Raw genomic sequence first — 24,986 nt, 5'->3', positions numbered from 1 at the left:
GCAGCCCCCGTCCCTCCCGCAGCCTCAGGCGGCCGCGGCCGCCGTGCGCAGCGGGGTCAGCGCCCGCGACCACGCGAGCAGCTCGTCGACCAGCCCGTGCACCTCCGCGACGTGCAGTTCCTGCGGCTTGAACTCGCTCATGTCGACAAAGTCCTCGCGGAGCGTCAGCGCCACCTGCGAGCCGATGTCCGCCATCCGCAGGAAGCCTGCCTGCGCGCGCAGGTCCTTTACGGCCATGACGGCGCCGTGGACCCCGTAGCCGACGTACCCGACGGCCTTGCCCGACCACTCGCCGTGGAGGTAGTCGATGGCGTTCGTCAGCGACGCCGGAGGGCTGAAGTTGTACTCGGGCGTGACGAACACAAAGGCGTCGCAGGCGCCGACCCGCTCCGCCCAGCGGACGGTGTGCGGATTGCTCCCCGGGACCGCCGCCGCGGGCACCGGCTCGTCGAGGATCGGCAGCTCGAAGTCGAGCAGGTCCAGGATTTCGAACTCGGCGTCCGGTCCCGCGTGCGCCGCGGCGAGGTCCCGTACCCAGGTGGCCACCTGCTCGCCGTTCCTGCCGGGGCGGGTGCTGCCGATGATGATGCCGACCTTGGTGGTCATGCTGTGCGTCTCCCTCGATGGGCGTCTTGCTGGCACCTCCGACGGTAGACAGCTCCGTACGAGACGATCCATGCATCACGATCTCAATTTTTGCAGCGATCGTCTCGCCCTGTTCGCTCGTACGAGACTCGCCTACGCTTGTCGCCATGGACGTCCTCAGCAGCGTGATCAACGGCATGCGCACCGGCCGCCCGGTGACGTACCGCGTGGAGTGTTACGCGCCCTGGGGCCGCCGCTTCCCCCGCCAGCCCGGCGTGAGCCTGCATGTCCTGCTGCGCGGCAGCTGCACGCTGCTGCCCGCGGACGGGGGCGAGCCGATGGCCCTGGAGATGGGCGATGTGGCGCTGCTGCCGCACGGCCACGCGCATTCGATGGCGCACTCGCCGGGCGCCCCGCTGGAGGCGGAGGAGTGCGTGCTGTCCAGGGAGCGCGGCACGCCGGACGGGCGGTCCGTCGTCCTCGGCCACCCCGACGGGGGCGGCGAGCCGGCCGCCGAGCTGCTGTGCGGCGTCTATCCGCTGGAGCAGTGCAACCGGCACCCCGCCCTCGACCAGCTGCCGGAGTCCATCCACCTGCGCGCCCGCCTCGGCCAGCACCCCGGGCTGCGGGCCGCCGTCGACATGCTCGCGGCCGAGCTGGGGGAGCCGCAGATCGGCGGGGACGCGCTGCGCTCCTCGCTCTTCGACGCCGTGCTGATGTACAGCCTCCGCGCCTGGTACGACGAGTCCTGCACCGGGCACACCGGCTGGGGCGACGTCCTCACCGACCCCGTGGTCGGACGCTCCCTGGAGGCGATGCACACCCACCCGGAGCGGCCCTGGACGATCGAGTCGCTCGGCGCCCATGTGGGCCTGTCCCGGGCGGCGTTCGCGCGCCGCTTCGCCGGGCTGGTGGGCCAGCCGCCGCTGGCGTACCTCACCTGGTGGCGGATGTCCCTCGCCGCCCGGTTGCTGCGCGACACGGACACCGCTGTCGCGGAGGTGGCGCAACGGGTCGGCTATTCCTCGGAGTTCGCCTTCGCGGGCGCCTTCAAGCGCGAGTACCAGACGACCCCGGCGCGCTATCGGAAGCGAGAGGCCGCGGAGTCGCTGACCGCGTCCTGAGGTTCCGCGGGGGTTGCGTTCTATGACGGCTGTCATGATACTGAGAACTATGACAGCCGTCATAAGTGAACCCGCGGCCCGCCCGGCCGCCGCACCCTGGCGTGTCGAAGCCGCCCGCCCGGCGGATGGGCCCGCCCTCGACGCCCTCTTCGCCGCCTGTTCGCCGGAGACCGTGTGGCGGCGCTTCTTCGCCCCGTATCCGGCGCTGCCTGGCGCCTATCGTGCGGGCGTGCTCGCTGGGGATCCGTACGAACACGACGCCGTCGTCGCCCGGCTGCGGGGCGGGCTCGTGGGCGTGGCCAGCCTGGTCCGCGACCGTCGCGCCGACGATCCGTACACGGCTGAGCTCGGCGTCCTTGTCCCCGACGACTGGCAGCGGTGCGGCGTGGGCCGGGCGCTGGTCGAGGCGCTCCTCGACCGGGCCCGCCGGCGCGGCGTGCGGCGGGTCGTCGCCGCGGTGCTCCCCGGCAGGTCGGACCTGCTTCGCAGCCTCTCCCGGCGGGTGGAACTCGACCACGCCGTCCGCGACTCCGACGGGCTGACCGGCGTCTATAAGCTGTGAGGCAGCGGGCAGAAGCGGAGGTCGGTGGATGGCGAAGCGGGAGCGCGGGCCGCGCGAGCGCATGGTGATGAGCGCGGCCGAGCTGATCCGGCGCGACGGGGTGAGTGCCACGGGCGTACGGGACGTGGTCGCACACGCGGGTGCGCCGCGCGGCTCGGTGCAGCACTACTTTCCCGGCGGCAAGGTGCAGTTGGTCAACGAGGCCGTGGAGTGGGTCGGCGGGTTCACCGCCCGGCGGATCGTCCGGCAGGTCGAGGCGATGGAGCGGCCGACGCCCGGCGCGCTCTTCACGGCGATGACGGACAAGTGGGCCCAGGATCTGACCACCTCGGACTTCGCCGGCGGCTGCACCATCGCCGCGGCCACCGTGGACTCGGCGGAGTCGACCGAGTCGACCCGGCAGGCCGCGGCCGCCGCCTTCGCCGCCTGGAACCGCCCCCTCGCCGCGGCCCTCGCCGGCATGGGCGTGCCGGAGGCGCGGGCGGAGGGGCTCGCCATCCTCATGCTCAGCACCCTGGAGGGCGCGCTGCTCATCGCCCGCGCCGAGCGGGACGTACGCGCCCTGACCACCGCGGGGCGCGAACTCGCCCCGCTGCTGGACGCCGCAGCGGGCTGAGCCCCCGCCCTCAGACCCGGTCCGCCGCGATCAGCAGATACTGGAAGCTGCCGCCGCGGAACGCCGCCAGGAACGTCTCCTCGATCCCCGTCGCCACCGGCGACTTGGCGCGCAGTTCCCAGTACGGGATCGCCGCCTCCGTCAGGTCGATCACCTGGACCGGGACCAGCCGGTGCGCGGCCAGCTCGCGGAAGTACTGGGCGCGCGGGTGGACGGCGCAGATGTAGTGCGCGTTGATCTCGCTGACCTCGCGGGACGGCAGCCCGTACGCGTCGTTGTAGCAGCCCGTCACGCACACGTACCGGCCGCCGCGCATCAGCAGCCGCGACACCTCCGCGAAGAGCAGGGACAGCTCCACGTACATCGTCGACTCGTTGTTCCACGCCGCCCGGAAGGCCCCCGAGGGGAAGCCCGTACCCAGCATGTCGCGCAGATGGAAGCCGACTTGCCCGCTGACGCCGCGCTGCTCCGCCATCTCGGTGGCGAAGGCGGCCTGCGCCTCGGAGATGGTCACCCCGTCGACGCGGCAGCCGAAGCGCTCGTGCGCCATGAACGACGTGCCGCCGCGCCCGCAGCCGGCGTCCAGCAGCCGGTCGCCGGGCCCCGGTTGGCCCAGCCGGTCGAGGAGAAAGCCCGCCTGCGCCGACTCCAGGCGGTGCAGCTCCTCGATGATCCGGGTCTCGCGCGTCTCCTCGGGGCCTTCGAGGACGGTCATGTCGGCCGTGCCGAGGCCGTAGTGGTGGTGGTACGTGCCGTCCACCTCGCCGAGGCGCAGGTTCACGGGGTCCTTCTCGTGGTTCCAGTAGTCGGCGACGGAATGCTGGTACGGGCTGGGAAGCAGGGGATCTGCGGCCGTCATGGCGGTCTCCTTCCGGGGCGACGGGCGGCCTTACGTCCGGTAGCGCGGGCTGGTGGCGTGCCAGTGCTTGCAGCCGCCCATCCAGGCCCACACCCCGGCCAGGAAGCGGCCCAGCTCGGGCGAGCCGGCCGCGGTCAGGGCGGCCGCCTCCGCCTCGAAGCTGTGCATGATCTCGTCGTGGATCGCGGCGGTACGGTCCACGGCCTCCTGCAGGCCGCAGCCGTCCTCGGCGGCGATGAGGCGGGGGAGCGAGGTGTCCTCCTCGTCCTCCTTCGCCATCGAGTAGAGGTCGTTGAGCAGGACGCTCGCCGTGCCCGCGTACAGATAGGTGCGGCGCACCCGGGGATCGGCGAACTCGGCGGCCGGCAGCGCGTATCCGCCCACCGGGTCGGTCAGCACCATGCACGGGAAGAAGGCGTTCTCGTACCGGTGCAGCAGGTACTCCCAGACGGCCGGCGTGCGGCCCGCGGTGCGCCACTCCGCCTCCTGCCCGTACGCCACGAACATCACCGCCAGCTCGTGCCGCAGCCGCGCGACCTGCACCGGGTTCGCGTACGGCGCCAGGCCCGCCAGCGCGGAGCGCAGGGCGCGCAGCACCGGCTCGCGCTGGACGACCTCCTCGAAGCGGTGCCCGTAGCGGGCCGGGAGCCGGACCGGGTCGACCACGGCGTGGGCCAGCGCGAGCCGCGGGCCGAGCAGCGCGGGGTCGGCGTCGTCGCCCTCGTCGACCCAGTGGTCGTCCACCGACCACTCGGCGAGGCCGCAACGGGCCGCGGCCAGCAGCCGGTCGGGGTCGTCGCAGTCGGGGTGGGCCAGCATGAAGAGGTGGCCGAAGCGGTGCGACCGGAGGCGGTCGAGCCGGCCGCTGTAGATGCCGGTCGTGGCCGCCCAGGCGACCAGGCGCTCGTTGACGGCGTCGCCGAGCGCCGGGTCGTCGCGTTCGGCGTCGGGGCAGTGGAGGGGTGGGATACGGATCGGGTCCTCGGTGTGGACCCCCGGTGGCCGGAGGCCTGAGGTGCCGAGGCCGGTGGGGTGGGTGGGCGGCAGCACGTCCATCCTCAGCGTCCGATCTCCACGTCCTCAAGAATTCCCAGCGCGTCAGGGACCAGCACCGCGGCGGAGAAGTAGACGCTCACCAGATACGAGATCACGGCCTTTTCGTCAATGGCCATGAAGCGCACATTCAGGCCTGGCTGAATTTCGTCCGGAATTCCCGTCTGGTGCAGCCCGACGACACCTTCCCTTTCTTCGCCCAGCCGCATTGCGATCACCGAGCTGGTGTTTTCCGCGGTGATGGGAATCTTGTTGCACGGCAGCAGTGGCACACCCCGCCACGCCGGGACCGTACGGCCGTCGAGCTCGCTCTGCGACGGATAGATGCCGCGCGCCGTGCACTGCCGCAGGAAGGCGGCGATGGTGCGCGGGTGGGCGAGCAGCACCCGGGTCTCGCGGCGGCGGGAGATCAGCTCGTCGAAGTCGTCGGGGGTGGGCGGGCCGGAGCGCGGCAGGAGGCGCTGGCGCAGGTCGGCGTTGTGCAGCAGGCCGAACTCCGGGTTGTTGACGAGCTCGTGCTCCTGCCGCTCGCGCAGTGCCTCGACGGTGAGCCGCAGCTGCTGCTCGGTCTGGTTCATGGGCTCGTTGAACAGGTCGGCGACCCGGCTGTGGACCCGCAGGATCGTCTGCGCGACGTTCAGCTCGTACTCCCGGGGCGCCAGCTCGTAATCGGCGAAGGTCCCGGCGAGGGCCGGCTCGCCGGAGTGCCCCGAGGTCAGGGTGATCTCGGCCTCGCCCTTGCGGTTGACCGGCGGCCGGGGCGCGGCGGCGAACGCCGTCAGGTGCTCGTCGAGGGCCGGGGAACGCCTGCGCATCGCCTGGATGTCGGCCAGGGAGGCGGTGAGGACGATGCCGCGGGTGGCGGCCCTGAGCGTGTGATCCCAGGTGCCGTCGGCGTCCAGCAGCGCGTCCGCGCCGACGTGCCCGCCCTCGGCCAGCATCCCCAGGTCCGCCTCGCCCTCGTACTTGCCGGCCACGGTGCGCGTGAACCTGCCGAACGCGATCAGCACCACCTGGTCGGCGGCCTCGCCCTCCTCCGTCACCGCGTCGCCCGCCGACACCTCGCGCTGCGTGAACAGGCCCGCGAGCGCCGACAGCGCCTCCTGGTCGTCGAAGTCCCGCAGCGGCGGCAGCTCGCGCAGCTCCTGCGGGATCACCCGCACCTGCCCCGCGGTGGACTCGAACTCCACCCGGCCGTCACCCAGCGCGTGCGTGAGCCGGCGGTTCACTCGGTACGTACCGCCGCTGACCTCCACCCACGGCAGCACTTTCAGCAGCCACCGGCTGGAAATGCCCTGCATCTGCGGGACGGTCTTGGTGGTCGTGGCGAGATTCCGCGCGGCGGCGGTGGAGAGACTCTGCTGGGCGGCCGGCCGGCTTTCTCCGTCCGGAGGTATCTGTTCGGCAGGAGTAGTCATAGCGGCGAAACTAATGAAGGCAGGCTAATTCCGGCAATCGCCCGAAGGTGTGCTGAAAATGGGGCCGGTCGGCGGAATTGCGGGCCGCCGGGAAACGTGCTCCCGGCGGCCCGCGTGGGCGGCTTTCCGCCGTCCGCGGGCGGATTTCGGCCGCCCGGCAGTACGCATCCACGCGGCCGCGGCATTGTAGCCGCGCCGCGGGAACCTGGGTGCAGCTAACCGACGTGCATTTATTCGTTCGCCGCCACGATGCCTGCCGCGCGCAGCGCGTTGAGCACCTGGAGGGTCTGGTTGTCGGCACCCTGCGCGTTGGGGTGGAAGGTCGTCAGCGTCTCGTGGCCGCGGAAGCCGGTCCCGCCGTTCGCGAGCAGACCCTGGATCCACGCCGTCCAGCCCGGCGTGAACGGCTCCATCCCGGCGCCGTCCGGGAAGCGGGCGGGCAGGTAGCCCTCCAGCGCGGTGTTGAACTCGTAATGCGCGTACAGCCCGAACATCCACTTCGCGGAGAGCTCCCGGCAGACGTGGTGCGGCCTGCTGGACTCGGCGATGTCGACGTACGTGTGCCCGTGCGCCTCCGCCGACTCCCGGATGACCGAGTCCACCAGGGAGAACTGCTCCTGGATGAAGGGCATGTCGCCCTTCTTGATGGTGATGTTCTCGTCCAGCCCGCCGTCACAGGTGCCCTGCCCCGGCCCCTCCGACGGGAACAGCGTGGGGTAGCCGACGAAGAAGAACGCGGCGCGGGGGGCGCGCTCCCGTAGCAGCGGCATCATCGTCGCGAAGCCGTCGCGCAGGTCGGACTCCTTCCTGGCCAGCGTGGCCCGCCCCTCCTCGGTGCCGCGGTAGTAGTCGGTGCCCGGGCTGCCGACGGAGCTCGCGCCGAGCGCGGCACACCGGGAAACGATCTCGCCGAGGTGGAACTGGTTGCCGCCGATGCCGACGGTGGCCAGAGTGGTGCGCTCGCTCAGCGCTTCGATCTGCGGGGCGCGGGGGGCGGGGGTGAAGAGAGGTTCCCCCTTCTCGTCGACCGGGATGTACGGCGGGCCGCCGAACTGCGTTTGCGGGGTCAGGATGCCGCCCAGCTTGAGCCCGCGGTCGTCGATGCCCGCGCCGCCGCTGGTGACGTCGACGAAGTCGTGGTCCTTGAGGATCCGGGAAAGCTGCTGCGGATAACTGCTCAGCGATCGGCCGGTGTAGTCGCCGGCCGGGCCGCCGAGGCCGCCGTCCACGGGCTTGCGGACGAGGTTGGCGTCACCGCCGATGAACTGTCCCGCGCTGTACGAGTCGCCTAACGCGACGTACTGAGGCTTGGATTCCGGCATGGTCCCCTCCCGAGGGTTCGGAGTAGTCCGCTGTGCAGCTTCGTCCGCGCCTCGGCCGGTGGATACCGTTCCGGGCAAAAATGGCGAAATACGTGCGTACCAGCACGGGAGGTGACGCCTAGGACTCCCGGGCGTCGTGCGTCAGCAGCGCCAGCTGGACCCTGTTGGTGAGCTCCAGCTTGGTGAGGGCGCTGGAGAGATGGGCCTTCACCGTGCCTACGGACAGGTGCAGGCGCGCGCCGATCTCCCCGTTGGAGAGGCCGTCGGCCACCGCTACGGCCACGTCCCGCTCCCGCTCCGTGAGCAGGGCGAGGCGCTGCCTGGCGTGGTCGGCGTGGCTCGGGGACTCGTCGGCGGCGTGGTCCATGAGCGCGCGGGCCGCGGACGGGGAGAGCGCGGGCTCGCCGCGGGCGGCGCGTCGTACCGCCTCGACGATCTCCTCGGGGGCGGCGTGCTTGACCAGATATCCGGCGGCGCCCGCGCGCATCGCGTCGAGGACGAGGGCCGGGTCGTCGAAGGTGGTCAGCACCAGCACCTGCGGGCCGCCGCTGCCGGCCGCGGCCAGCCTGCGGGTGGCGGCGATGCCGTCCATCACCGGCATGCGGATGTCCATGAGCACCACGTCGGGCGTGTGCTGCCGCACCGCCGACACCACCTCGGCGCCGTCGGCCGCCTCGCCGACCACGTCGACGCCCTCGGCGCCGCGCAGCATCACCTTCAGCCCGGTCCGTACGAGCGGATCGTCGTCGGCCAGCAGCACACGGATCATTGGATAGGTCACCTCGCGGGCCACGGTAGCCGGGCGCGCAGCGTGAACGCGCCGTCCGCGGCGGTCGTCTCGAGCGTGCCGCCGTCGAGGCGGACGCGTTCGGCGAGGCCGGCGAGGCCGGCGCCGGTGCCGGGGATGAGGGCGGGGGTGGCTGGGGCGGGGGAGAGGGCATTGCGGACCTCGACCGTGAGGCCGTGGCCGGGACCGCCGGTCAGGCGCACCGCGACGGGTGCGCCCGGTGCGTGCTTGCGGGCGTTGGTGAGGCCCTCCTGCACCGCGCGGTAGGCGGTTCGGTGCAGCTGCGGGCGCAGGTCCCGTACGGCGTCGGGGTCGAGGTCGCTGCTCCAGTCGACCCGCTGGCCGGCCTTCTGGGCGTCGGCCACGAGGCCGCCGATGTCGTCGATCCGGGGCAGGAGGGAGGACTGGGCCTGGCTGTCCGCGCCGTCCTCGGCGCGCAGGAGGTAGAGGACCTCTTGCAGCTCGTTGACCGCCTCGTGCGCATTGCCGCGGATCACCTCCGCGCTCTCCGCCACCTCGGCGCCGCTCAGGGCTGGTCCGGCGCCGGCCTCCGCCTGGCGGGTGCGGTAGGCGAGGGCGCCCGCGTGTACGGAGAGCAGGGAGACTCGGTGGGCGAGCACGTCGTGCATCTCGCGGGCGATGGCCGCGCGTTCGGCTTTGCGGGCCTCCGCGAGCCGGCGGTCGTGCTCGGCGCGGGTGCGTTGGGCGTCGAGGCGCAGGCGCTCCACGAGCAGGCGGCGGGAGCGGAGGGCGTTGCCGACGGCGAAAGCGGCGAGGAGATACGTCATTCCGAAGCCGGCATCGAACCAGGGGTCATTGCTCGCGCTGGGCAACAGCCGTCCCGACGCCAGCAGCACCACCACGTACAGGCCCAGCATCGGCAGTGCCCGCCGCCAGGGCAGCCGCAGCGCCATCCCGGTCACCAGCACCGCCCCGGCGGGCAGCGCACTGCTCCCCAGCGCCACGGCCGGCAGGCCGAGCAGGCTCACGGCGAGCGGATTGCGGTGCCGCCACCACAGCAGCGCGCAGGCGATGAGACCGAGCAGCGGATCGAGCTCCTCCTGCCACCGCGGCATGTCCTCGGTCTCCTGTACGTAACCGAGCACAACCAGCCCCAGTAGCACGGCCGCCGCGAACACGGCCGTGTCCCACACCCAGTCACGCGGGGTGCGCCGCGCAGGGGCGGCGGGGAGGTCGAAGGCGTCGGTCATGACCTGAGCGTATGCGGGGTCCGCAGGGGAGCACCTCGGCTGATCGGCCAGTGGCGGATAGGCCGGGTGGCCGGGGTGGTCTGGATCTCCGGCAGGGGTGTCGGGGGGTGGGGCGTCCGTAGCGTGGATCGTGCGGTCCGGAGCAGGTCAGGACCAGGAGCCGAGCACCAGGACCAGGACCAGGACCAGGATCCCAGGAGGGGTCACCATGCAGATCGACATCCGCCACAGCCCGTCATTCGCCGTCGCCCGCATCGGGCTGGCCGCGGGGGAGAGCGTCCGGGCGGAGTCCGGGGCGATGATGGCCACGTCGGCGGCGGTCGAGGTGGCGGCGAAGGCCGAGGGCGGCCTGATCAAGGGGCTCAAGCGGAGCGTGCTGGGCGGGGAGTCCCTCTTCATGTCCCGGCTGACGGCCGGCCCTGAGGGCGGCTGGGCGGATCTGGCGGCGCGGCTGCCGGGCGACCTCACCGCGATAGCCGTCGACGGCGGCGTCAACCTCGCCCGCGGGGCGTGGCTGTGCCACTCGGATGGCATCGACCTCGATACGAAGTGGGGCGGGGTGAAGAACCTGGCGGGCGGCGAGGGCGGCTTCGTGGTCAGGGCTGAGGGCCGGGGCGAGGTGGTCGCTTCGTGCTACGGCGCACTGGAGTCCGTGGAGCTGGGCGCGGGCGAGCAGCTGGTCCTGGACTCCGGCCACCTGGTCGCCTTCGACGACAACGTCTCCTTCACCACCCGCAAGGTGAACAGGGGTCTCGCCCAGTCGCTGAAGTCGGGGGAGGGCCTGGTCTTCGAATTCACGGGTCCTGGTCGGATCTGGACCCAGACCCGCAACCCCAAGGAACTGGTCTCCTGGCTCACCCAAAAGCTGCCATTCAGCAGGGGGTAGGCTCCGATGACATGACCAGCCTGCAGGAGCTTCTGCTCAGCCGTATCCAGGATGTGCCCGACTATCCGAAGCCGGGGATCACGTTCAAGGACATCACGCCGCTCCTTGCGGATGCTGCCGCCTTTACCGCGCTGACCGAGGCGCTGGCGGAGATCTGCCTGGCGCAGGGGGCGCAGAAGGTCGTTGGGCTTGAGGCGCGGGGGTTCATTCTCGCGGCGCCGGTCGCGGTGCGGGCGGGGGTCGGATTTGTGCCCGTACGGAAGGCGGGGAAGCTTCCTGGGGCGACGCTTGGGCAGTCTTACGAGCTGGAGTACGGGACCGCGGAGATCGAGATCCACGCGGATGCGCTGGAGCGGGGCGACAAGGTGCTGGTGATTGACGACGTCCTGGCTACGGGCGGCACCGCGGAGGCGTCTGTCGAGCTGATCCGGCGAGCGGGCGGCGAGGTCACCGGCCTGGCGGTGCTGATGGAGCTGGGCTTCCTGAGCGGCCGGGCCCGGCTGGAGCCGGCCCTCGCAGGGGCGCCGCTGGACGCGCTGGTCACGGTCTGAGCGGGTGGCGTCTGCCGACGCCCAGGGCTGCGGTGGCGGGGGGCGGGCGCCCGTCCCCACGCCAAGAAGCCCCACCTGAGCCCCCGGCGGCTCATCGCATTCGCAGCCGCCCGGCGAGCCCCCCGCCTCGACCGATACCATGGCAGCCCGGCCACCGATTGAACGCCGGGTGACTGCCAGGGAGTGCTCTTGCCAGACGAGGACCGGTCACACGCCGCCGCGGAGTCGCAGGAAGCGGCCGACGCGGCGGACACGGCGGCGCGCCCCGAATCGCCCGCCGCGCCTGCCTCGAATGGCAGCCCCTCTGCCCCGAGTGACAGCCCCGCTGACTCGAGCGGCAGCGCCCCTGCCCCGAATAGCGGCGGGCCCGCCCCGAAGAGCAGCCCTCCTGCCTCAAACGGCAGCCCCACCCCGAACGGCAGCCCCGTAGAGCGAGAAACCGTCCGCCCAGCCGCCGCCAGGCCCGCGCGTCCCGGCCCCACCCAGCCGCAGCAAGCCCCCCGCTCCGGGTCCCCCAATCGCGTCCGCGCCCGTCTCGCCCGCCTCGGCGTGCAGCGCCAGAGCCCGTACAACCCGGTCCTCGAACCCCTCCTGCGCATCGTCCGCGGCAACGACCCCAAGAGCGACCCCAGCGCCCTGCGCGCCATCGAGCGCGCCTACCAGGTCGCCGAGCGCTGGCATCGCGGGCAGAAGCGCAAGAGCGGTGACCCGTACATCACCCATCCGCTCGCCGTCACCACCATCCTCGCCGAGCTCGGCATGGACCCGGCCACCCTCATCGCCGGGCTGCTTCACGACACCGTCGAGGACACCGAGTACGGGCTCGAAGACCTCCGCCGCGACTTCGGCGAGCAAGTAGCCCTTCTCGTCGACGGCGTCACCAAGCTCGACAAGGTGAAGTTCGGCGAGGCCGCCCAGGCCGAGACCGTGCGCAAGATGGTCGTCGCCATGGCCAAGGACCCCCGCGTCCTGGTCATCAAGCTCGCCGACCGGCTGCACAACATGCGCACCATGCGCTACCTGCGCCGCGAGAAGCAGGAGCAGAAGGCCCGCGAGACCCTCGAGATCTACGCGCCCCTCGCTCACCGGCTCGGCATGAACACCATCAAGTGGGAGCTTGAGGACCTCGCCTTCGCGATCCTCTATCCCAAGATGTACGACGAGATCGTCCGCCTCGTCGCCGAGCGCGCCCCCAAGCGCGACGAGTACCTCGCCGTCGTCACCGACGAGGTCCAGCAGGACCTCCGCGCCGCCCGCATCAAGGCCACCGTCACCGGGCGCCCCAAGCACTACTACAGCGTCTACCAGAAGATGATCGTCCGCGGCCGCGACTTCGCCGAGATCTACGATCTCGTCGGCATCCGCGTCCTCGTCGACACGGTCCGCGACTGCTATGCCGCACTCGGCACCATTCACGCGCGATGGAACCCCGTCCCGGGGCGCTTCAAGGACTACATCGCGATGCCGAAGTTCAACATGTACCAGTCACTGCACACCACAGTGATCGGCCCCGGCGGCAAGCCCGTAGAGCTGCAGATCCGCACCTTCGACATGCACCGCCGCGCCGAATACGGCATCGCCGCCCACTGGAAGTACAAGCAGCAGGCCGTCGCCGGCGAGTCCAAGGTCCGCACCGACACGCCCAAGCGCGGGTCCAAGGGCGAGGACCATGTCAACGACATGGCGTGGCTGCGGCAGTTGCTCGACTGGCAGAAGGAGACGGAGGACCCGGGCGAGTTCCTGGAGGCGCTGCGCTTCGACCTGTCCCGTAACGAGACCTTCGTCTTCACGCCGAAGGGCGACGTCATAGCGCTTCCGGCAGGCGCCACCCCTGTGGACTTCGCGTACGCAGTGCACACCGAGGTCGGCCACCGCACCATAGGAGCACGGGTCAACGGCCGCCTGGTGCCCCTCGAATCCACCCTCGACAATGGCGACACCGTCGAGGTCTTCACCTCCAAGGCGGCGGGCGCCGGACCCTCCCGGGACTGGCTGAACTTCGTCAAGTCGCCGCGGGCGCGCAACAAGATCCGCGGCTGGTTCTCCAAGGAGCGCCGCGACGAGGCCATCGAGCAGGGCAAGGACGCCATCGCCCGCGCGATGCGCAAGCAGAACCTGCCGATCCAGCGCATCCTCACCGGCGACTCCCTCGTCACCATCGCGCACGAGATGCGCTACCCGGACATCTCCGCCCTGTACGCCGCCATCGGCGAGAGCCACGTATCCGCGCAGCACGTGGTGCAGAAGCTGGTCCAGGCGCTCGGCGGCGAGGACGCGGCCACCGAGGACATCGAGGAGACCGCCCCGCCGCTGCACGGCCGCGGCGCGAAGAAACGTCGCGCCACCAACGACCCCGGCGTGATCGTCAAGGGCGTCGACGACGTATGGGTGAAGCTCTCCCGGTGCTGTACGCCGGTGCCCGGCGACCCCATCATCGGCTTCGTCACCCGCGGCAGCGGGGTCTCCGTGCACCGCAAGGACTGCGTCAATGTCGAGTCGCTCTCGCAGCAGCCGGAGCGGATCGTCGAGGTCGAGTGGGCGCCGACGCAGTCGTCGGTCTTCCTGGTCGCCATCCAGGTCGAGGCCCTCGACCGGTCGCGGCTGCTGTCGGACGTCACCAGGGTGCTGTCCGACCAGCACGTCAACATCCTGAGCGCCGCCGTCCAGACCTCCCGCGACCGGGTCGCCACCTCCCGCTTCACCTTCGAGATGGGCGACCCGAAGCATCTCGGGCATGTCCTGAAGGCGGTACGGAAGGTGGAGGGCGTCTACGACGTGTACCGGGTGACGTCGGCCCGTAACAACTAGCAGGCAACCAGAAAGGGCCCCGCCGAAAGCGGGGCCCTTCCACGTGCGGTGAGCAGGCTCAGCCGCCGAACTCCTGCATCCCCTTCAGCGCCTGATCCAGCAGCGCCTGCCGCCCCTGAAGCTCCTGCTCCAGCTTCGCGGCCTTGGCGTCGTTACCCGACGCGCGCGCCGCCTCGATCTGCTTCTGCAGCTTCTCGACCGCGTCCTGCAGCTGCCCGGCCAGCCCGGTCGCGCGCGCCCGCGCCTCCGGGTTCGTACGCCGCCACTCGGCCTCCTCGGCCTCCTGGATGGCGCGCTCCACCGCGTGCATCCGCCCCTCGATCTTGGGGCGGGCGTCGCGCGGGACGTGGCCGATGGCCTCCCAGCGCTCGTTGATCTGGCGGAAGGCGGCGCGGGCGCCCTTCAGGTCCGTCACCGGGAGCAGCTTCTCCGCCTCGACGACGAGCTCCTCCTTGCGGGTGAGGTTCTCGCGCTGCTCGGTGTCGCGCTCGGCGAAGACCTCGGAGCGGGCCTGGAAGAAGATGTCCTGCGCGCCGCGGAAGCGGGTCCACAGGTCGTCCTCGTGCTCGCGCTGGGCGCGGCCCGCGGCCTTCCAGTCGGCCATCAGCTCGCGGTAGCGGGCCGCGGTCGGGCCCCACTCGCGCGACCCTGACAGCGCCTCCGCCTCCGTGACCAGCTTCTCCTTGCGCTGCCTGGCCTCCTCGCGCTGCGCGTCGAGCGCGGCGAAGTGAGCCTTGCGGCGCTTGGAGAACGCCGAGCGGGCGTGGCTGAAGCGGTGCCACAGCTCGTCGTCGCTCTTGCGGTCGAGGCGGGGGAGGCCCTTCCAGGTGTCGACGAGGGCGCGCAGGCGCTCGCCGGCGGCGCGCCACTGCTCGCTCTGCGCCAGTTCCTCGGCCTCGGCGACGAGGGCCTCCTTGGACCCGCGGGCCTCTTCGGTGGCCCGCGCCTTGGCGGCCTTGCGCTCCTCGCGGCGCGCGTCCACATCGCCGACGAGCTTGTCGAGCCGCTTGCCGAGCGCATCCAGGTCGCCGACGGCGTGCGCGTCGGTGACCTGCTCCCGCAGGTGCTCGATCGCGGTCATGGCGTCCTTGGCGGACAGGTCCGTGGTCTGCACCCGGCGCTCGAGGAGGCCGATCTCGACGACCAGACCGTCGTACTTCCGCTTGAAGTAGGCAAGGGCCTCCTCCGGGCCCCCGGCCTGCCAGGAACCGACTTCGCGCTCACCGTCGGCAGTGCGTACGTACACGGTCCCCGTCTCGTCGACGCGGCCCCAAGGGTCGCTGGTCACAGCGCCTCCTCACATGACGCCTGGCGGGCGGGCTGACCCGCGGCATCTTCCACAGTTTCGCCTCCTCGCCCACCGCGGGGAGGAGGGGCCTTCGGCCGTGCCGGCCGGTCTTCCGTAGTCGGTGCGCGGAAGAACGTCAGCGCAGGCACCCTACTAAACGCCAACATAGGCGACCGGCGCCCCGGCTGTCCGCATCCCGGTGGTCAGTTCTTCGTGACGGTTGCCTTGTTGATCACCACGGTCGCGTTGGGCGCCGTGTTCTGCGTCTGCGGGTCCATCGGGGCCACGCCCGCCTTGGCGATCTTGTCCAGCACCTTCATGCCCGCCTTGTCCACCTTCCCGAAGGGGGTGTAGTACGGCGGGAGCTTGCTGTCCTTGTAGACGAGGAAGAACTGGCTGCCGCCGCTGTCCTTGCCCTGCTTCGTCTGCGGGTTGTACATGTTCGCCATCGCGACCGTGCCCGCCGGGTACTTCCCGCCCTTGAGGACCTTCGACTTCAGGTTCTCGTCCGGGATGGTGTAGCCGGGCCCGCCCTGCCCTGTGCCCTTGGGGTCGCCGCACTGCAGGACGAAGATGCCCTGGTTGGTCATCCGGTGGCACTTGGTGTGGTCGAAGTACTTCTGGCCGGCCAGGAAGTTGAAGGAGTTGACCGTGCTCGGGGCGGCCGCCGCGTCCATGTCGATGCCGATGTCGCCGCAGGTGGTCTGCAGCTTCATCGCGTACGAAGCCGACTTGTCGATGTCAAGCTTCGGCTCCTTCTTCCACGTCTTGGTGGCCGGCTTCCCGGCCGCCGGCTTGTCACAGGGGTCGGGCGCCTTGCTGGTGGGCGGGGTCGACGGCTCGTCCGCGGCGTCGGCCTTCTTGCCGCTGTCGCCGTCGAAGGCGCCCGCCGCCCAGGCCATCCCCGAGCTCGCGAGGACGACCGCCAGCACGGCCGCGATGATGGCGTTGCGCCTGCGGGCCTTGCTGCGGGCCTCCTGGCGTCGCTGCTGCTGTCGCTCGTACTTCTCCCGGGCGATCTGCCGCCGCCGCGCATCCTTGCTGGCCACCGGTCCTGTCCTCTCCCTGTACGTCCGTCAACCGCGTGCGTGTGACGCGTACGGTATATCGGTTCGCGGCTCTATTGGGCCCGCCGGTAGTCTGAGGTGCGAGAACTTCCCGCCGGACCGTCGACCGAAGGACGATTGTGCTGATTGCCGGGTTCCCCGCCGGAGCCTGGGGGACGAATTGTTATCTCGTCGCCCCCGCCGCGGGCGAGGAGTGCGTGATCATCGACCCCGGCCACCAGGCCGCCGAAGGCGTCGGCGAGACGGTCGCCAAGCACCGCCTGAAGCCGGTCGCGGTCATCCTCACCCACGGGCACATCGACCACGTGGCCTCGGTGGTCCCGGTCTGCGGCGCGCACGACGTGCCCGCCTGGATCCACCCCGACGACCGCTACATGCTCAAGGAGCCGGAGAAGGCCATCGGCCTGGCGGTCGGGCAGCAGCTCATGGGCGACCTGACGGTGGGCGAGCCGGACGATCTCAAGGAGCTCACTGACGGCGCCAAGCTGGAGCTGGCCGGACTGGAGCTGAGCGTCGCGCACGCGCCGGGCCATACCAAGGGGTCGGTGACGTTCCGGATGCCCGAGCAGGAGGACATTCCTCAGGTGTTCTTCTCGGGCGACCTGCTCTTCGCCGGCTCCATCGGCCGTACGGACCTGCCCGGCGGCGACTCGGACGAGATCATGCGGTCGCTGTCCCGCGTCTGCCTGCCGCTGGACGACGAGACCGTCGTCCTGTCGGGCCACGGCCCCCAGACGACCATTGGCCGCGAGCGCGCCACGAATCCTTTTCTTCGGGAGCTTTCCTCTGGCGGGCACGCCCCCCAGACCCCCCGTCGCGGAATCTGACGAGAGACTTAAGTGAGCACCTTTCAGGCCCCCAAGGGCACCTATGACCTGCTGCCGCCGCGCTCCGCGCTCTTCCTGCGGGTACGGGAAGCCATGGCAGCCCCCGCGAAGCTGGCCGGCTACGGCTACGTGGAGACCCCCGGCTTCGAGAACGTGGAGCTGTTCTCCCGCGGCGTCGGCGAATCCACCGACATCGTGACCAAGGAGATGTACACCCTCACCACCAAGGGCGGCGACGAGCTCGCGCTGCGCCCCGAGGGCACCGCCTCCGTGCTGCGCGCCGCCCTGGAGGCGAACCTGCACAAGGCGGGCAATCTGCCCGTCAAGCTCTGGTACTCCGGCTCGTACTACCGCTACGAGCGCGCCCAGAAGGGCCGATACCGGCACTTCTCCCAGGTCGGCGCCGAGGCCATCGGCGCCGAGGACCCGCTGCTCGACGCCGAGCTGATCACGCTCGCCGCGCAGTCCTTCCGCGACCTCGGGCTGAGTGGCGTACGGCTCCTGGTGAACTCGCTCGGCGACCAGGAGTGCCGCCCGGCCTACCGCGCCGCGCTGCAGGACTTCCTGCGCGGCCTCGACCTGGACGAGGCCACCAGGGCGCGGATCGACATCAACCCGCTGCGGGTCCTGGACGACAAGCGCGAGTCGGTGCAGAAGCAGCTGACCGGCGCGCCCATGATGCGCGACCACCTGTGCGAGGCCTGCCGGGTCTACCACGACGAGGTGCGCGAGCAGCTGAAGGCGGCGGGCGTCGACTTCGAGGACGATCCGAAGCTGGTCCGCGGGCTCGACTACTACACCCGCACCACCTTCGAGTTCGTCCACGACGGCCTCGGCTCGCAGTCCGCGGTCGGCGGCGGCGGCCGCTACGACGGGCTGTCCGAGATGATCGGCGGCCCGGCGCTGCCGTCCGTCGGCTGGGCGCTGGGCGTGGACCGCACGGTGCTGGCGATCGAGGCCGAGGGAGTCGCGCTCGACATCCCCGCGGCCACGTCGGTGTACGCGGTGCCGCTCGGCGAGGAGGCGCGCAAGGTGCTCTTCGGCCTCGCGGCCGAGCTGCGGGCGGCCGGGGTCGCCACGGACTTTGCGTACGGCGGGAAGGGGCTGAAGAACGCGATGAAGTCGGCCAATCGCTCCGACGCCCGGTATGCGCTGGTGGCGGGGGAGCGGGATCTGGCTGATGGCGTCGTGCAGCTGAAGGACCTGGACAGCGGCGAGCAGATGGCGCTGGCGCCGGATGCGGTGGTGGATGAGCTGCGGGCGCGGCTCGGCCTCGGCTGAGTAATTTCCGCCCGGCTTTACGCGCCTCGAACACGCGGGTGGCCAATGTGGTTCCGTACGGGCCACCCGCGTGCCGTACCGCCCCAACTGCGGCCCGCGCTGCGGCACAATAAGCGGGCGCACGACGGCCAACCACACCCGACGGAACCGGAAACAGGCGACATGACGACGATGGCAGCTGACTCTCCCCGAACTTCCCGGGAACAGGACGAGCCCCGCTCGGAACTTGTGGGCGGCAGCCGCGTCTTCGCCTGGCTGCTGATCATCTGCGGCGCCATCGGCGTCGGCGCCTCCGCGATGATCACGCACGACAAGATGCTGCTGCTCAAGGACCCGGACGCCACTCTGGCCTGCAGCCTGAACCCCATCTTCTCCTGCGGCACCATCATGCAGAGCTGGCAGGCCTCGCTCTTCGGCTTCCCGAACCCCTACATCGGCTGGGTCGCGTACTCGATGCTCGTCATCATCGGCGTCGGCCTGCTGGCCGGCGGGCGCTTCGCGCGCTGGTGGTGGATCGGGCTGTGGGCGGGCACCCTCTTCGGCGCCGCGTTCGTGACGTTCCTGCAGTACACGTCGCTGTACGAGGTCCAGAAGCTGTGCCTGTGGTGCATGATCGCCTGGGTCGTGACGATCGCGCTCTTCTGGTACACCACCGTGCACAACATCAAAACCGGCGTCTTCCGGGTCTCCGAGGGCGTGCGGACCAACGTGACGGAGTTCCACTGGGTCGTCCCCGTCCTCTGGTACGTGGCGATCTTCCTGGCCATGTACGTGAAGTGGGGCAGCAACCTCTGGGCCTGATCCGGTACGGCGCTGTCAGTGGTGTGATTTAGGGTCGGTGGCGTGGAGGAGCCCGACCTGTTCACCTCAGCCGCCGAGGACCGCCAGGCCAATGACCCGGCCGGCAGTCCCCTGGCCGTCCGTATGCGCCCGCGCAGCCTCGATGAGGTCGTGGGCCAGCAGCATCTGCTCAAGCCCGGGTCGCCGCTGCGCCGCCTGGTCGGCGAGGGCGGGGGAGGCCCGGCAGGATCGTCGTCGGTGCTGCTTTGGGGCCCGCCCGGCACCGGAAAGACAACCCTCGCCTATGTGGTCAGCCGGGCCACCAAGAAGCGCTTCGTGGAGCTGTCAGCGATCACCGCGGGCGTCAAGGAGGTACGGGCCGTCATCGAGGGCGCCCGCCGCGCCTCCGGGATGCACGGCCAGGACACGGTCCTCTTCCTGGACGAGATCCACCGCTTCAGCAAGGCCCAGCAGGACTCCCTGCTCCCCGCGGTGGAGAACCGCTGGGTCACCCTCATCGCCGCCACCACCGAGAATCCGTACTTCTCGGTGATCTCCCCGCTGCTCTCCCGCTCCCTCCTGCTGAGCCTGCAGTCGCTCACCGACGAGGACATCCGCGGCCTGCTCCGCCGCGCGCTGAGCGAGGAGCGAGGCCTCGCGGACTCGGTGACCCTTGGCGAGGACGCCGAGGCGCATCTGCTGCGCATCGCCGGCGGCGACGCCCGCCGCGCGCTCACCGCCCTGGAGGCGGGCGCGGGTGCCGCGCTCGACAAGGGCGAGGCCGAGGTCACCCTCCAGACCCTGGAGGAGGCGGTCGACCGCGCCGCGGTGAAGTACGACCGCGACGGCGACCAGCACTATGACGTCACCAGCGCGCTCATCAAGTCCATCCGCGGCTCGGACGCGGATGCGGCGCTGCACTATCTGGCGCGGCAGATCGAGGCGGGGGAGGACCCGCGCTTCATCGCCCGGCGGCTGATGATCTCGGCGAGCGAGGACATCGGCATGGCCGACTCCACGGCGCTGCAGACGGCGGTCGCCGCCGCCCAGGCGGTGGCGATGGTCGGCTTCCCCGAGGCGGCCCTGATCCTCGCCCACGCGACGGTGGCGCTGGCGCTGGCCCCGAAGTCCAATGCGGTGACCCTCGCCATCGGCGCCGCGCAGGCGGATGTCCGAGCGGGCAAGGCCGGTGCCGTACCGGCGCATCTGCGGGACGGGCACTACAAGGGCGCGGAGAAGCTGGGGCACGGGAAGGGGTATGTGTATCCGCACGACGTCCCGGGCGCCATCGCCGCGCAGCAGTACGCGCCTGACGATCTGCACGGGAAGCGGTATTACGAGCCGACGCGGTACGGGGCGGAGGCGCGGTATGCCGACATCGTGGAGATGGTGCGGAGCCGCCTGTCCGGCGGAGAGGGCTAGGTCGGGCTCCGGCTGAGCGCCGCGGTCCCCTGCCGGGCGAGGCCCGGCGGCCGGTCGGGCGAGTCTGGGCGCGCAGTCGGCCGCAGCCGCGCATACGCTCCCGATCATGGCGCGCGCTCGGTCGAGGCTCAGCAGTTACGTCTTTCTGCTGGCGCTGGCCGCCGCCGTCGCGGCGGTGTGGTGGTTCGGCCGCGGCGAGGACCCGCGCGCGGCCCTGCCGACGACCAGCCCGGTCCCGAGCCCTGCCCCCACCGGCTCCGGGGCCCCCACGAAGTCCGCCGGGCCCAAGGCCGAAGCGCCCGGCTTTCCGCCTGCCGCAGCCGCCGCGCGCAAGTCGCTCGCCGCCCTCAAAGTCGCCTGGGGCAAGAACTGGGAGTCCTACCAGCGCTCCGAATTCGGCCCCTTCACCCCGCGCACCGACGACCGCTGCGACACCCGCGACTACGTACTCATCCGCGACCTCGACAAGCTGCGCCGCGGCGACCGCAACCCCTGCGTGATCTTGTACGGCGTGCTGCACGACCCGTACACCGGCAAGGAGCACCCGTACACCTACCGCAAGGCCTCCCAGGTCGAGATCGACCACCTCGTCCCGCTGGGCGCGGCCTGGCGGGCCGGGGCGTACGGATGGAGCGCCGAGCGGCGCAGCGCCTTCGCCAACGACATCGACGAGCTGCTCGCCGTAGACAAGCAGGCCAACCAGGACAAGGGCAGCCAGACCCCGGACAAGTGGAAGCCGCGCAAGGCGTACTGGTGCGAGTACGGGCGCCGCTGGACCGGGATCAAGGCGAAGTACCATTTGACCGTCACCGCGCCGGAGAAGCTGGCCCTCCAGGACCTTCTTGCGAGCTGTCCTCGCTGACCGGGAATGCGCGTCCTTGTGCACTTGTTCACATGGGGGTCGCGCCAGGCGCGATCAATCGCGTAAGGTTAGGCATACCTAATCTTCTGCAGTACCCCGAAGAACCCGAAAACCCCGAAGACCCGATCCGGAGGATCACCGCACCGTGAACCAGTCGCGCCCCAAGGTCCGCAAGTCGCGGGCGCTCGGCATCCCGCTCACCCCGAAGGCCGTCAAGTACTTCGAGGCCCGCCCGTACCCGCCGGGCGAGCACGGCCGCGGCCGCAAGTCCACCAGTGACTACAAGGTCCGGCTGCTGGAGAAGCAGCGGCTGCGCGCCCAGTACGACGTCAGCGAGCGCCAGCTGGTGCGCGCCTACGAGCGTGCTCAGAAGGTGTCGGGCAAGACCGGCGAGGCGCTGGTCGAGGAGCTGGAGCGCCGCCTTGACGCGCTGGTGCTGCGTTCGGGCCTGGCCCGGACCATCTACCAGGCCCGCCAGATGGTCGTGCACGGCCACATCGCCGTCAACGGCCGCAAGGTCGACAAGCCCTCCTTCCGGGTGTCCCCGGAGGACGTGGTGCAGGTGCGCGAGCGCAGCCGTACCAAGACGCCCTTCATCATCGCCAAGGAAGGCGGCTATGCCACCGACGGCGAGACCCCGCGCTACCTCGAGGTGAACCTCGACGCGCTGGCCTTCCGCCTGGACCGGACCCCGAACCGCAAGGAGATCCCGGTCATCTGCGACGAGCAGCTCGTCGTCGAGTACTACGCCCGCTGATCCCGGGCAGCAGCGCGCCGCCGCGGCCAGCGGACCCCGTCACCGGGTCCGCTGGCCGCGGCGGCGCGCTTTCGGCACTTCCCCCGCGGGCGCGGCGGGCGCCTGCGGCGGCTCCCGGCGCTCGCGGCACCGCTGCGCAGGGGGCGCCACCCCCGCCAGCGCCTCGGCGGTCATCGCCGCGAGTCCGAGCCCGCGGCCCTCCGCCACCGCGGCCTCGTAGCGGGAGTCGCCCAGCGCCTTGCGGGCGCTTTCGGCCCCGGCCTCGTACGGCTCCGAGAAATGCTGTGAGCCGAAGCGCTCGGCGCCGAACGAGCGCCAGCCCACCTCCGCGCCGCCCTGCAGCCGCGCCGCCAGCTCCGGCGCCTCCTCAGCCGTCAGCGGCGCCAGCAGGTCCAGCACTATGGTCATCCCGACCACATCGCGGAAGCAGTCCTTGATCGCCAGCGCCCGCAGGGCCAGCTCCCGGGCCGTGACCGGGTCGCCCATGCGCCAGAGGGTGTGCGCCCATACGTAGAGGGCGTACGAGCGCGCCCACTGCTCGCCGCTGTCCTGCGCGATCTCGTCGGCCTCCTGCAGCAGCGCCACCGCGGCCTCGGAGTCGCCGGCGAAGGCGAGCGCCTGGCCGAGCTGGACCTGGGCCAGCAGCACTATGGCGTTGAGCTCGCCCAGCGCATGGAAGCGCTCGACGGCGGTCTGCAGCAGCCGCACGCCCCGCGGGATGTCGTCGGTGATGAGTGCCGTGGCGCCCTGTATCTGCCAGGTGTGCGCCAGCGCGATCTCGTCGCCGCAGCTCTCCGCCAGCCGCTCCGACTCATGCAGCAGCCCCAGCGCGGCCACCGGATCGCCGCCGCCCACCGCGGCATGCCCGGCCACCCACAGCGCCTTGCAGCGCGGCTCGGGCTGACCGCCGTCGAGGGAGAGCGCCCGGTCCAGCCACATCCGGCCCTCGGAGAGCCGGCCGCAGCAGATCCAGTAGAACCAGAGGGTGGCCGCCAGATACTGGCCGACGTGCGCCTCTTCCGGGGACTCCAGGCAGTATTCGAGCGCGAGCCGCAGATTGGGCAGCTCGTCCTCGATCCGGCGCGCCACCTCCAGCTGCCGCGGGCCGAACCAGTCCAGCTCGCACCAGGTGGCCAGGCCCAGGTACCAGTCGCGGTGGCGGCGGCGCAGCGCGTCGGCGTCGTCCATCTCGCGGAGCCACTGGGCGCCGTAGTCGCGGACGGTGTCGAGCATCCGGTAGCGCACCCGGCCGCCGGACTCCTCCCGTACCACGATCGACTGATCGACCAGCTCGGTGAGGACGGTGAGCACGTCGTCGGCGTGCAGGCCGTCGCCGGAGCAGAGGTACTCGACCGCGTCCAGGTCGAAGTCGCCGGCGAATACCGACAGCCGCGACCACAGCAGCCGCTCCTCGGGCGTGCACAGCTCGTGGCTCCAGCCGATCGCCGTACGCAGCGTCTGATGGCGGGGCAGGGCACTGCGGCTGCCGCCGGTGAGCAGCCGGAAGCGGTCGTCCAGGCGGTGCAGCACCTGCTCCACCGACAGCACCCGCAGCCGGCTCGCGGCCAGCTCGAGCGCGAGCGGGATGCCGTCGAGGCGCCGGCACAGCTCGGCGATGTCGGCGGTGCGCACGCCGTCGCCGGGGAAGCCGCGCTGCACGGCGGCGGCGCGCTCGGTGAACAGCACGACGGCGTCGGGCTCCTGCCCGTCCACGAGCTCCGCGGGCGCGGGGGTGGGCAGCGGCGCGAGCGGGAACAGCTGCTCGCCCTCGATGTCGAGCGACCGACGGCTGGTGGCCAGCACCCGCAGCCCGGGGCAGCGCCGCAGGAGCGCGCCGACCAGGCGGGCGCACTCGGCGACCAGGTGCTCGCAGCTGTCCAGGATCAGCAGCGCATTGCGGTCCGCGAGATGCCGCTCCAGCGCGGCCTGCGGAGCGCCGGTGCCGGTGACGCCGAGCGCCTCGGCGACGGTGTGCCACAGGAGATGGCCGTCGCGCAGCGCGGACAGCTCGACCAGCCACACCCCGTCGGCGAAGCGATCCTGCAGGCCGGACCCGGCGCGCAGCGCCAGCCGCGACTTGCCGACGCCGCCGACCCCGGTCACCGTGACGAGGCGGGCGGCGGCCAGCTGCCCCTCGACCTCGGCCAGTTCCGGCGCGCGACCGACGAACCGGTTTACCTCCGCGGGGAGGTTGCCCGGCGTACGCGGTCTTGCTGGGTCGCCGCCGGGGCGCGAGGTGCGTCGCATAGAACACGGAGCGTACTCGTAGGTAAGCGGAACGTACAATCGGCCCGGGCAACTCCCGCACCACGTCCGGGCGATGCGCGCCTCGTGAAGCGGCATGTGCACTGGGCTGTCAGTGCGGCGCGATAGGGTCGGACCCGTTCTCACAGCGCGTAACCGCGGCGTCATCGCGGTGCGTCCCCGAATCGCCCTAAGGAGCGGTGCAGCGTGTCCGGTGCAGAGGTGGCCGCCATCCTCGTGGCCGTCTTCTGGGCAATCCTGGTGTCCTTCCTCGCCGTGGTGCTGGTGCGGCTCGCCCAGGTGCTCCGGCGGGCCACCACCCTGGTCAGCCAGGTCACCGAGCAGGCCGTCCCGCTGCTGGCCGAGGCGTCCGACACGGTCCGCTCCGCCGGCAGCCAGCTCGCCAAGGTCGACGCGATCACCACGGACGTCCAGGAAGTCACGTCCAACGCGTCCGCGCTGTCCACCACCGTCTCCTCGGCCTTCGGCGGCCCATTGGTGAAGGTGGCCGCTTTTGGGTACGGCGTGCGCCGGGCCCTCGGCCGTACGAAGGGAGAGCAGGCCGTCATCCCCGGGCGCGCGGTGCCTGCTCCCCGCCCCGCTACTGCATCTTCCCGGGGTGCGACCCCCGGACCCCCGAGAGATCTGCGCGCGCGACGGAGAAAGGGCTGAGTAG

At 71.3% G+C, this 24,986-nt stretch carries 23 protein-coding genes; 13 read left to right on the top strand and 10 right to left on the bottom strand.

Annotated features, from left to right (window positions below; translation table 11 throughout):
* Positions 1-24: 24 nt before the first annotated feature.
* The gene (locus ACNNMR_RS05875; protein ID WP_419993449.1) at positions 25-606 is read right to left on the bottom strand and encodes an NADPH-dependent FMN reductase; all 582 of its coding nucleotides are present in this window, start codon (positions 604-606) and stop codon (positions 25-27) included.
* 146 nt (positions 607-752) lie between these two features.
* Here ACNNMR_RS05875 and ACNNMR_RS05870 point away from each other — a divergent pair, with 146 nt between their 5' ends.
* From ACNNMR_RS05870 to ACNNMR_RS05860, 3 genes are read left to right on the top strand one after another with little or no spacing between them, the layout of a single operon-like run.
* Positions 753-1,709 carry an AraC family transcriptional regulator gene (locus tag ACNNMR_RS05870; protein ID WP_419993448.1) on the top strand — a complete coding sequence of 319 codons (957 nt, stop codon included), beginning with the start codon at positions 753-755 and terminating at the stop codon, positions 1,707-1,709.
* A gap of 49 nt (positions 1,710-1,758) precedes the next feature.
* On the top strand, positions 1,759-2,271 hold the full coding sequence (locus ACNNMR_RS05865) for an N-acetyltransferase family protein (RefSeq protein WP_419993447.1): 513 nt from the start codon (positions 1,759-1,761) through the stop codon (positions 2,269-2,271).
* A gap of 28 nt (positions 2,272-2,299) precedes the next feature.
* Positions 2,300-2,887, top strand: a complete 588-nt coding sequence (locus ACNNMR_RS05860) for a TetR/AcrR family transcriptional regulator (protein WP_419993446.1) — start codon at positions 2,300-2,302, stop codon at positions 2,885-2,887.
* Between the two features lie 10 nt (positions 2,888-2,897).
* Here ACNNMR_RS05860 and ACNNMR_RS05855 read toward each other — a convergent pair whose 3' ends face one another.
* The 6 genes from ACNNMR_RS05855 to ACNNMR_RS05830 all read right to left on the bottom strand — a co-directional run bounded on the left by ACNNMR_RS05855 (position 2,898) and on the right by ACNNMR_RS05830 (position 9,537).
* Positions 2,898-3,746 carry a geranyl diphosphate 2-C-methyltransferase gene (locus ACNNMR_RS05855; RefSeq protein WP_419993445.1) on the bottom strand — a complete coding sequence of 283 codons (849 nt, stop codon included), beginning with the start codon at positions 3,744-3,746 and terminating at the stop codon, positions 2,898-2,900.
* Positions 3,747-3,776: 30 nt separating this feature from the next.
* Positions 3,777-4,802 (bottom strand): family 2 encapsulin nanocompartment cargo protein terpene cyclase, encoded by a 1,026-nt coding sequence (locus ACNNMR_RS05850; RefSeq protein ID WP_419993444.1) that lies wholly within the window; start codon positions 4,800-4,802, stop codon positions 3,777-3,779.
* Positions 4,803-4,804: 2 nt separating this feature from the next.
* Entirely contained in the window at positions 4,805-6,217 is a 1,413-nt protein-coding gene (locus ACNNMR_RS05845) for a family 2B encapsulin nanocompartment shell protein (protein WP_419993443.1), read from the bottom strand.
* A gap of 230 nt (positions 6,218-6,447) precedes the next feature.
* A complete protein-coding gene (locus tag ACNNMR_RS05840; RefSeq protein WP_419993442.1) occupies positions 6,448-7,539 on the bottom strand; it encodes an SGNH/GDSL hydrolase family protein in 1,092 nt (363 codons plus the stop codon).
* Positions 7,540-7,657: 118 nt separating this feature from the next.
* Complete coding sequence (locus ACNNMR_RS05835; protein ID WP_419993441.1) at positions 7,658-8,308, bottom strand: response regulator transcription factor; 651 nt, start codon at positions 8,306-8,308, stop codon at positions 7,658-7,660.
* Between the two features lie 8 nt (positions 8,309-8,316).
* Positions 8,317-9,537 (bottom strand): sensor histidine kinase, encoded by a 1,221-nt coding sequence (locus tag ACNNMR_RS05830; protein WP_419993440.1) that lies wholly within the window; start codon positions 9,535-9,537, stop codon positions 8,317-8,319.
* A 208-nt stretch (positions 9,538-9,745) separates the two neighbouring features.
* Between ACNNMR_RS05830 and ACNNMR_RS05825 the strand changes: the two genes are divergently transcribed.
* From ACNNMR_RS05825 to ACNNMR_RS05815, 3 genes are all read left to right on the top strand, one after another.
* Complete coding sequence (locus tag ACNNMR_RS05825; protein WP_419993439.1) at positions 9,746-10,423, top strand: TIGR00266 family protein; 678 nt, start codon at positions 9,746-9,748, stop codon at positions 10,421-10,423.
* 11 nt (positions 10,424-10,434) lie between these two features.
* Positions 10,435-10,974: an adenine phosphoribosyltransferase gene (locus tag ACNNMR_RS05820; protein WP_419993438.1), complete on the top strand. Its 540-nt coding sequence runs from the start codon at positions 10,435-10,437 to the stop codon at positions 10,972-10,974.
* Positions 10,975-11,163: 189 nt separating this feature from the next.
* Entirely contained in the window at positions 11,164-13,782 is a 2,619-nt protein-coding gene (locus ACNNMR_RS05815; RefSeq protein WP_419993437.1) for a RelA/SpoT family protein, read from the top strand.
* Between the two features lie 58 nt (positions 13,783-13,840).
* Here ACNNMR_RS05815 and ACNNMR_RS05810 read toward each other — a convergent pair whose 3' ends face one another.
* Both ACNNMR_RS05810 and ACNNMR_RS05805 read right to left on the bottom strand, forming a co-directional pair.
* Positions 13,841-15,070, bottom strand: coding sequence for a DUF349 domain-containing protein (locus ACNNMR_RS05810; protein WP_419993436.1), 1,230 nt, complete (start codon positions 15,068-15,070; stop codon positions 13,841-13,843).
* Between the two features lie 203 nt (positions 15,071-15,273).
* A complete protein-coding gene (locus ACNNMR_RS05805) occupies positions 15,274-16,119 on the bottom strand; it encodes a peptidylprolyl isomerase (RefSeq protein ID WP_419993435.1) in 846 nt (281 codons plus the stop codon).
* Between the two features lie 137 nt (positions 16,120-16,256).
* On the opposite strand from ACNNMR_RS05805, the gene ACNNMR_RS05800 reads away from it, so the two are divergent.
* From ACNNMR_RS05800 to rpsD, 6 genes are all read left to right on the top strand, one after another.
* The gene (locus tag ACNNMR_RS05800; protein ID WP_419993434.1) at positions 16,257-16,964 is read left to right on the top strand and encodes an MBL fold metallo-hydrolase; all 708 of its coding nucleotides are present in this window, start codon (positions 16,257-16,259) and stop codon (positions 16,962-16,964) included.
* A gap of 12 nt (positions 16,965-16,976) precedes the next feature.
* Positions 16,977-18,245, top strand: coding sequence for a histidine--tRNA ligase (gene hisS / locus ACNNMR_RS05795; RefSeq protein WP_419993433.1), 1,269 nt, complete (start codon positions 16,977-16,979; stop codon positions 18,243-18,245).
* 162 nt (positions 18,246-18,407) lie between these two features.
* The gene (locus ACNNMR_RS05790; RefSeq protein ID WP_419993432.1) at positions 18,408-19,046 is read left to right on the top strand and encodes a vitamin K epoxide reductase family protein; all 639 of its coding nucleotides are present in this window, start codon (positions 18,408-18,410) and stop codon (positions 19,044-19,046) included.
* A 42-nt stretch (positions 19,047-19,088) separates the two neighbouring features.
* Positions 19,089-20,447, top strand: a complete 1,359-nt coding sequence (locus ACNNMR_RS05785) for a replication-associated recombination protein A (protein ID WP_419993431.1) — start codon at positions 19,089-19,091, stop codon at positions 20,445-20,447.
* Positions 20,448-20,553: 106 nt separating this feature from the next.
* On the top strand, positions 20,554-21,309 hold the full coding sequence (locus tag ACNNMR_RS05780) for an HNH endonuclease family protein (RefSeq protein WP_419993430.1): 756 nt from the start codon (positions 20,554-20,556) through the stop codon (positions 21,307-21,309).
* A gap of 145 nt (positions 21,310-21,454) precedes the next feature.
* Positions 21,455-22,066, top strand: a complete 612-nt coding sequence (gene rpsD, locus ACNNMR_RS05775; protein WP_419993429.1) for a 30S ribosomal protein S4 — start codon at positions 21,455-21,457, stop codon at positions 22,064-22,066.
* Between the two features lie 39 nt (positions 22,067-22,105).
* Here the strand turns inward: rpsD and ACNNMR_RS05770 are convergent, their stop codons facing one another.
* Positions 22,106-24,313, bottom strand: coding sequence for an ATP-binding protein (locus ACNNMR_RS05770; RefSeq protein WP_419993428.1), 2,208 nt, complete (start codon positions 24,311-24,313; stop codon positions 22,106-22,108).
* 204 nt (positions 24,314-24,517) lie between these two features.
* Between ACNNMR_RS05770 and ACNNMR_RS05765 the strand changes: the two genes are divergently transcribed.
* Complete coding sequence (locus ACNNMR_RS05765) at positions 24,518-24,982, top strand: DUF948 domain-containing protein (RefSeq protein WP_419993427.1); 465 nt, start codon at positions 24,518-24,520, stop codon at positions 24,980-24,982.
* Positions 24,983-24,986 lie beyond the last annotated feature (4 nt).

It is taken from the genome of Streptomyces boninensis, assembly GCF_048572725.1.
In the GTDB taxonomy this organism is placed as follows: domain Bacteria; phylum Actinomycetota; class Actinomycetes; order Streptomycetales; family Streptomycetaceae; genus Streptomyces; species Streptomyces boninensis.
This window is presented reverse-complemented; position numbering and strand designations above follow the sequence as displayed.

Bases quoted from the DNA above. Each gene is read 5' to 3' on its own strand.
- ACNNMR_RS05870 (WP_419993448.1), top strand. From the start codon at position 753: ATGGACGTCCTCAGCAGCGTGATCAACGGCATGCGCACCGGCCGCCCG.
- ACNNMR_RS05855 (WP_419993445.1), bottom strand. From the start codon at position 3,746: ATGACGGCCGCAGATCCCCTGCTTCCCAGCCCGTACCAGCATTCCGTC.
- ACNNMR_RS05770 (WP_419993428.1), bottom strand. From the start codon at position 24,313: ATGCGACGCACCTCGCGCCCCGGCGGCGACCCAGCAAGACCGCGTACG.
- ACNNMR_RS05835 (WP_419993441.1), bottom strand. From the start codon at position 8,308: ATGATCCGTGTGCTGCTGGCCGACGACGATCCGCTCGTACGGACCGGG.
- ACNNMR_RS05875 (WP_419993449.1), bottom strand. From the start codon at position 606: ATGACCACCAAGGTCGGCATCATCATCGGCAGCACCCGCCCCGGCAGG.
- ACNNMR_RS05825 (WP_419993439.1), top strand. From the start codon at position 9,746: ATGCAGATCGACATCCGCCACAGCCCGTCATTCGCCGTCGCCCGCATC.
- ACNNMR_RS05830 (WP_419993440.1), bottom strand. From the start codon at position 9,537: ATGACCGACGCCTTCGACCTCCCCGCCGCCCCTGCGCGGCGCACCCCG.
- ACNNMR_RS05820 (WP_419993438.1), top strand. From the start codon at position 10,435: ATGACCAGCCTGCAGGAGCTTCTGCTCAGCCGTATCCAGGATGTGCCC.
- ACNNMR_RS05780 (WP_419993430.1), top strand. From the start codon at position 20,554: ATGGCGCGCGCTCGGTCGAGGCTCAGCAGTTACGTCTTTCTGCTGGCG.
- ACNNMR_RS05840 (WP_419993442.1), bottom strand. From the start codon at position 7,539: ATGCCGGAATCCAAGCCTCAGTACGTCGCGTTAGGCGACTCGTACAGC.
- ACNNMR_RS05865 (WP_419993447.1), top strand. From the start codon at position 1,759: ATGACAGCCGTCATAAGTGAACCCGCGGCCCGCCCGGCCGCCGCACCC.
- ACNNMR_RS05790 (WP_419993432.1), top strand. From the start codon at position 18,408: ATGACGACGATGGCAGCTGACTCTCCCCGAACTTCCCGGGAACAGGAC.
- ACNNMR_RS05850 (WP_419993444.1), bottom strand. From the start codon at position 4,802: ATGGACGTGCTGCCGCCCACCCACCCCACCGGCCTCGGCACCTCAGGC.
- ACNNMR_RS05845 (WP_419993443.1), bottom strand. From the start codon at position 6,217: ATGACTACTCCTGCCGAACAGATACCTCCGGACGGAGAAAGCCGGCCG.
- ACNNMR_RS05860 (WP_419993446.1), top strand. From the start codon at position 2,300: ATGGCGAAGCGGGAGCGCGGGCCGCGCGAGCGCATGGTGATGAGCGCG.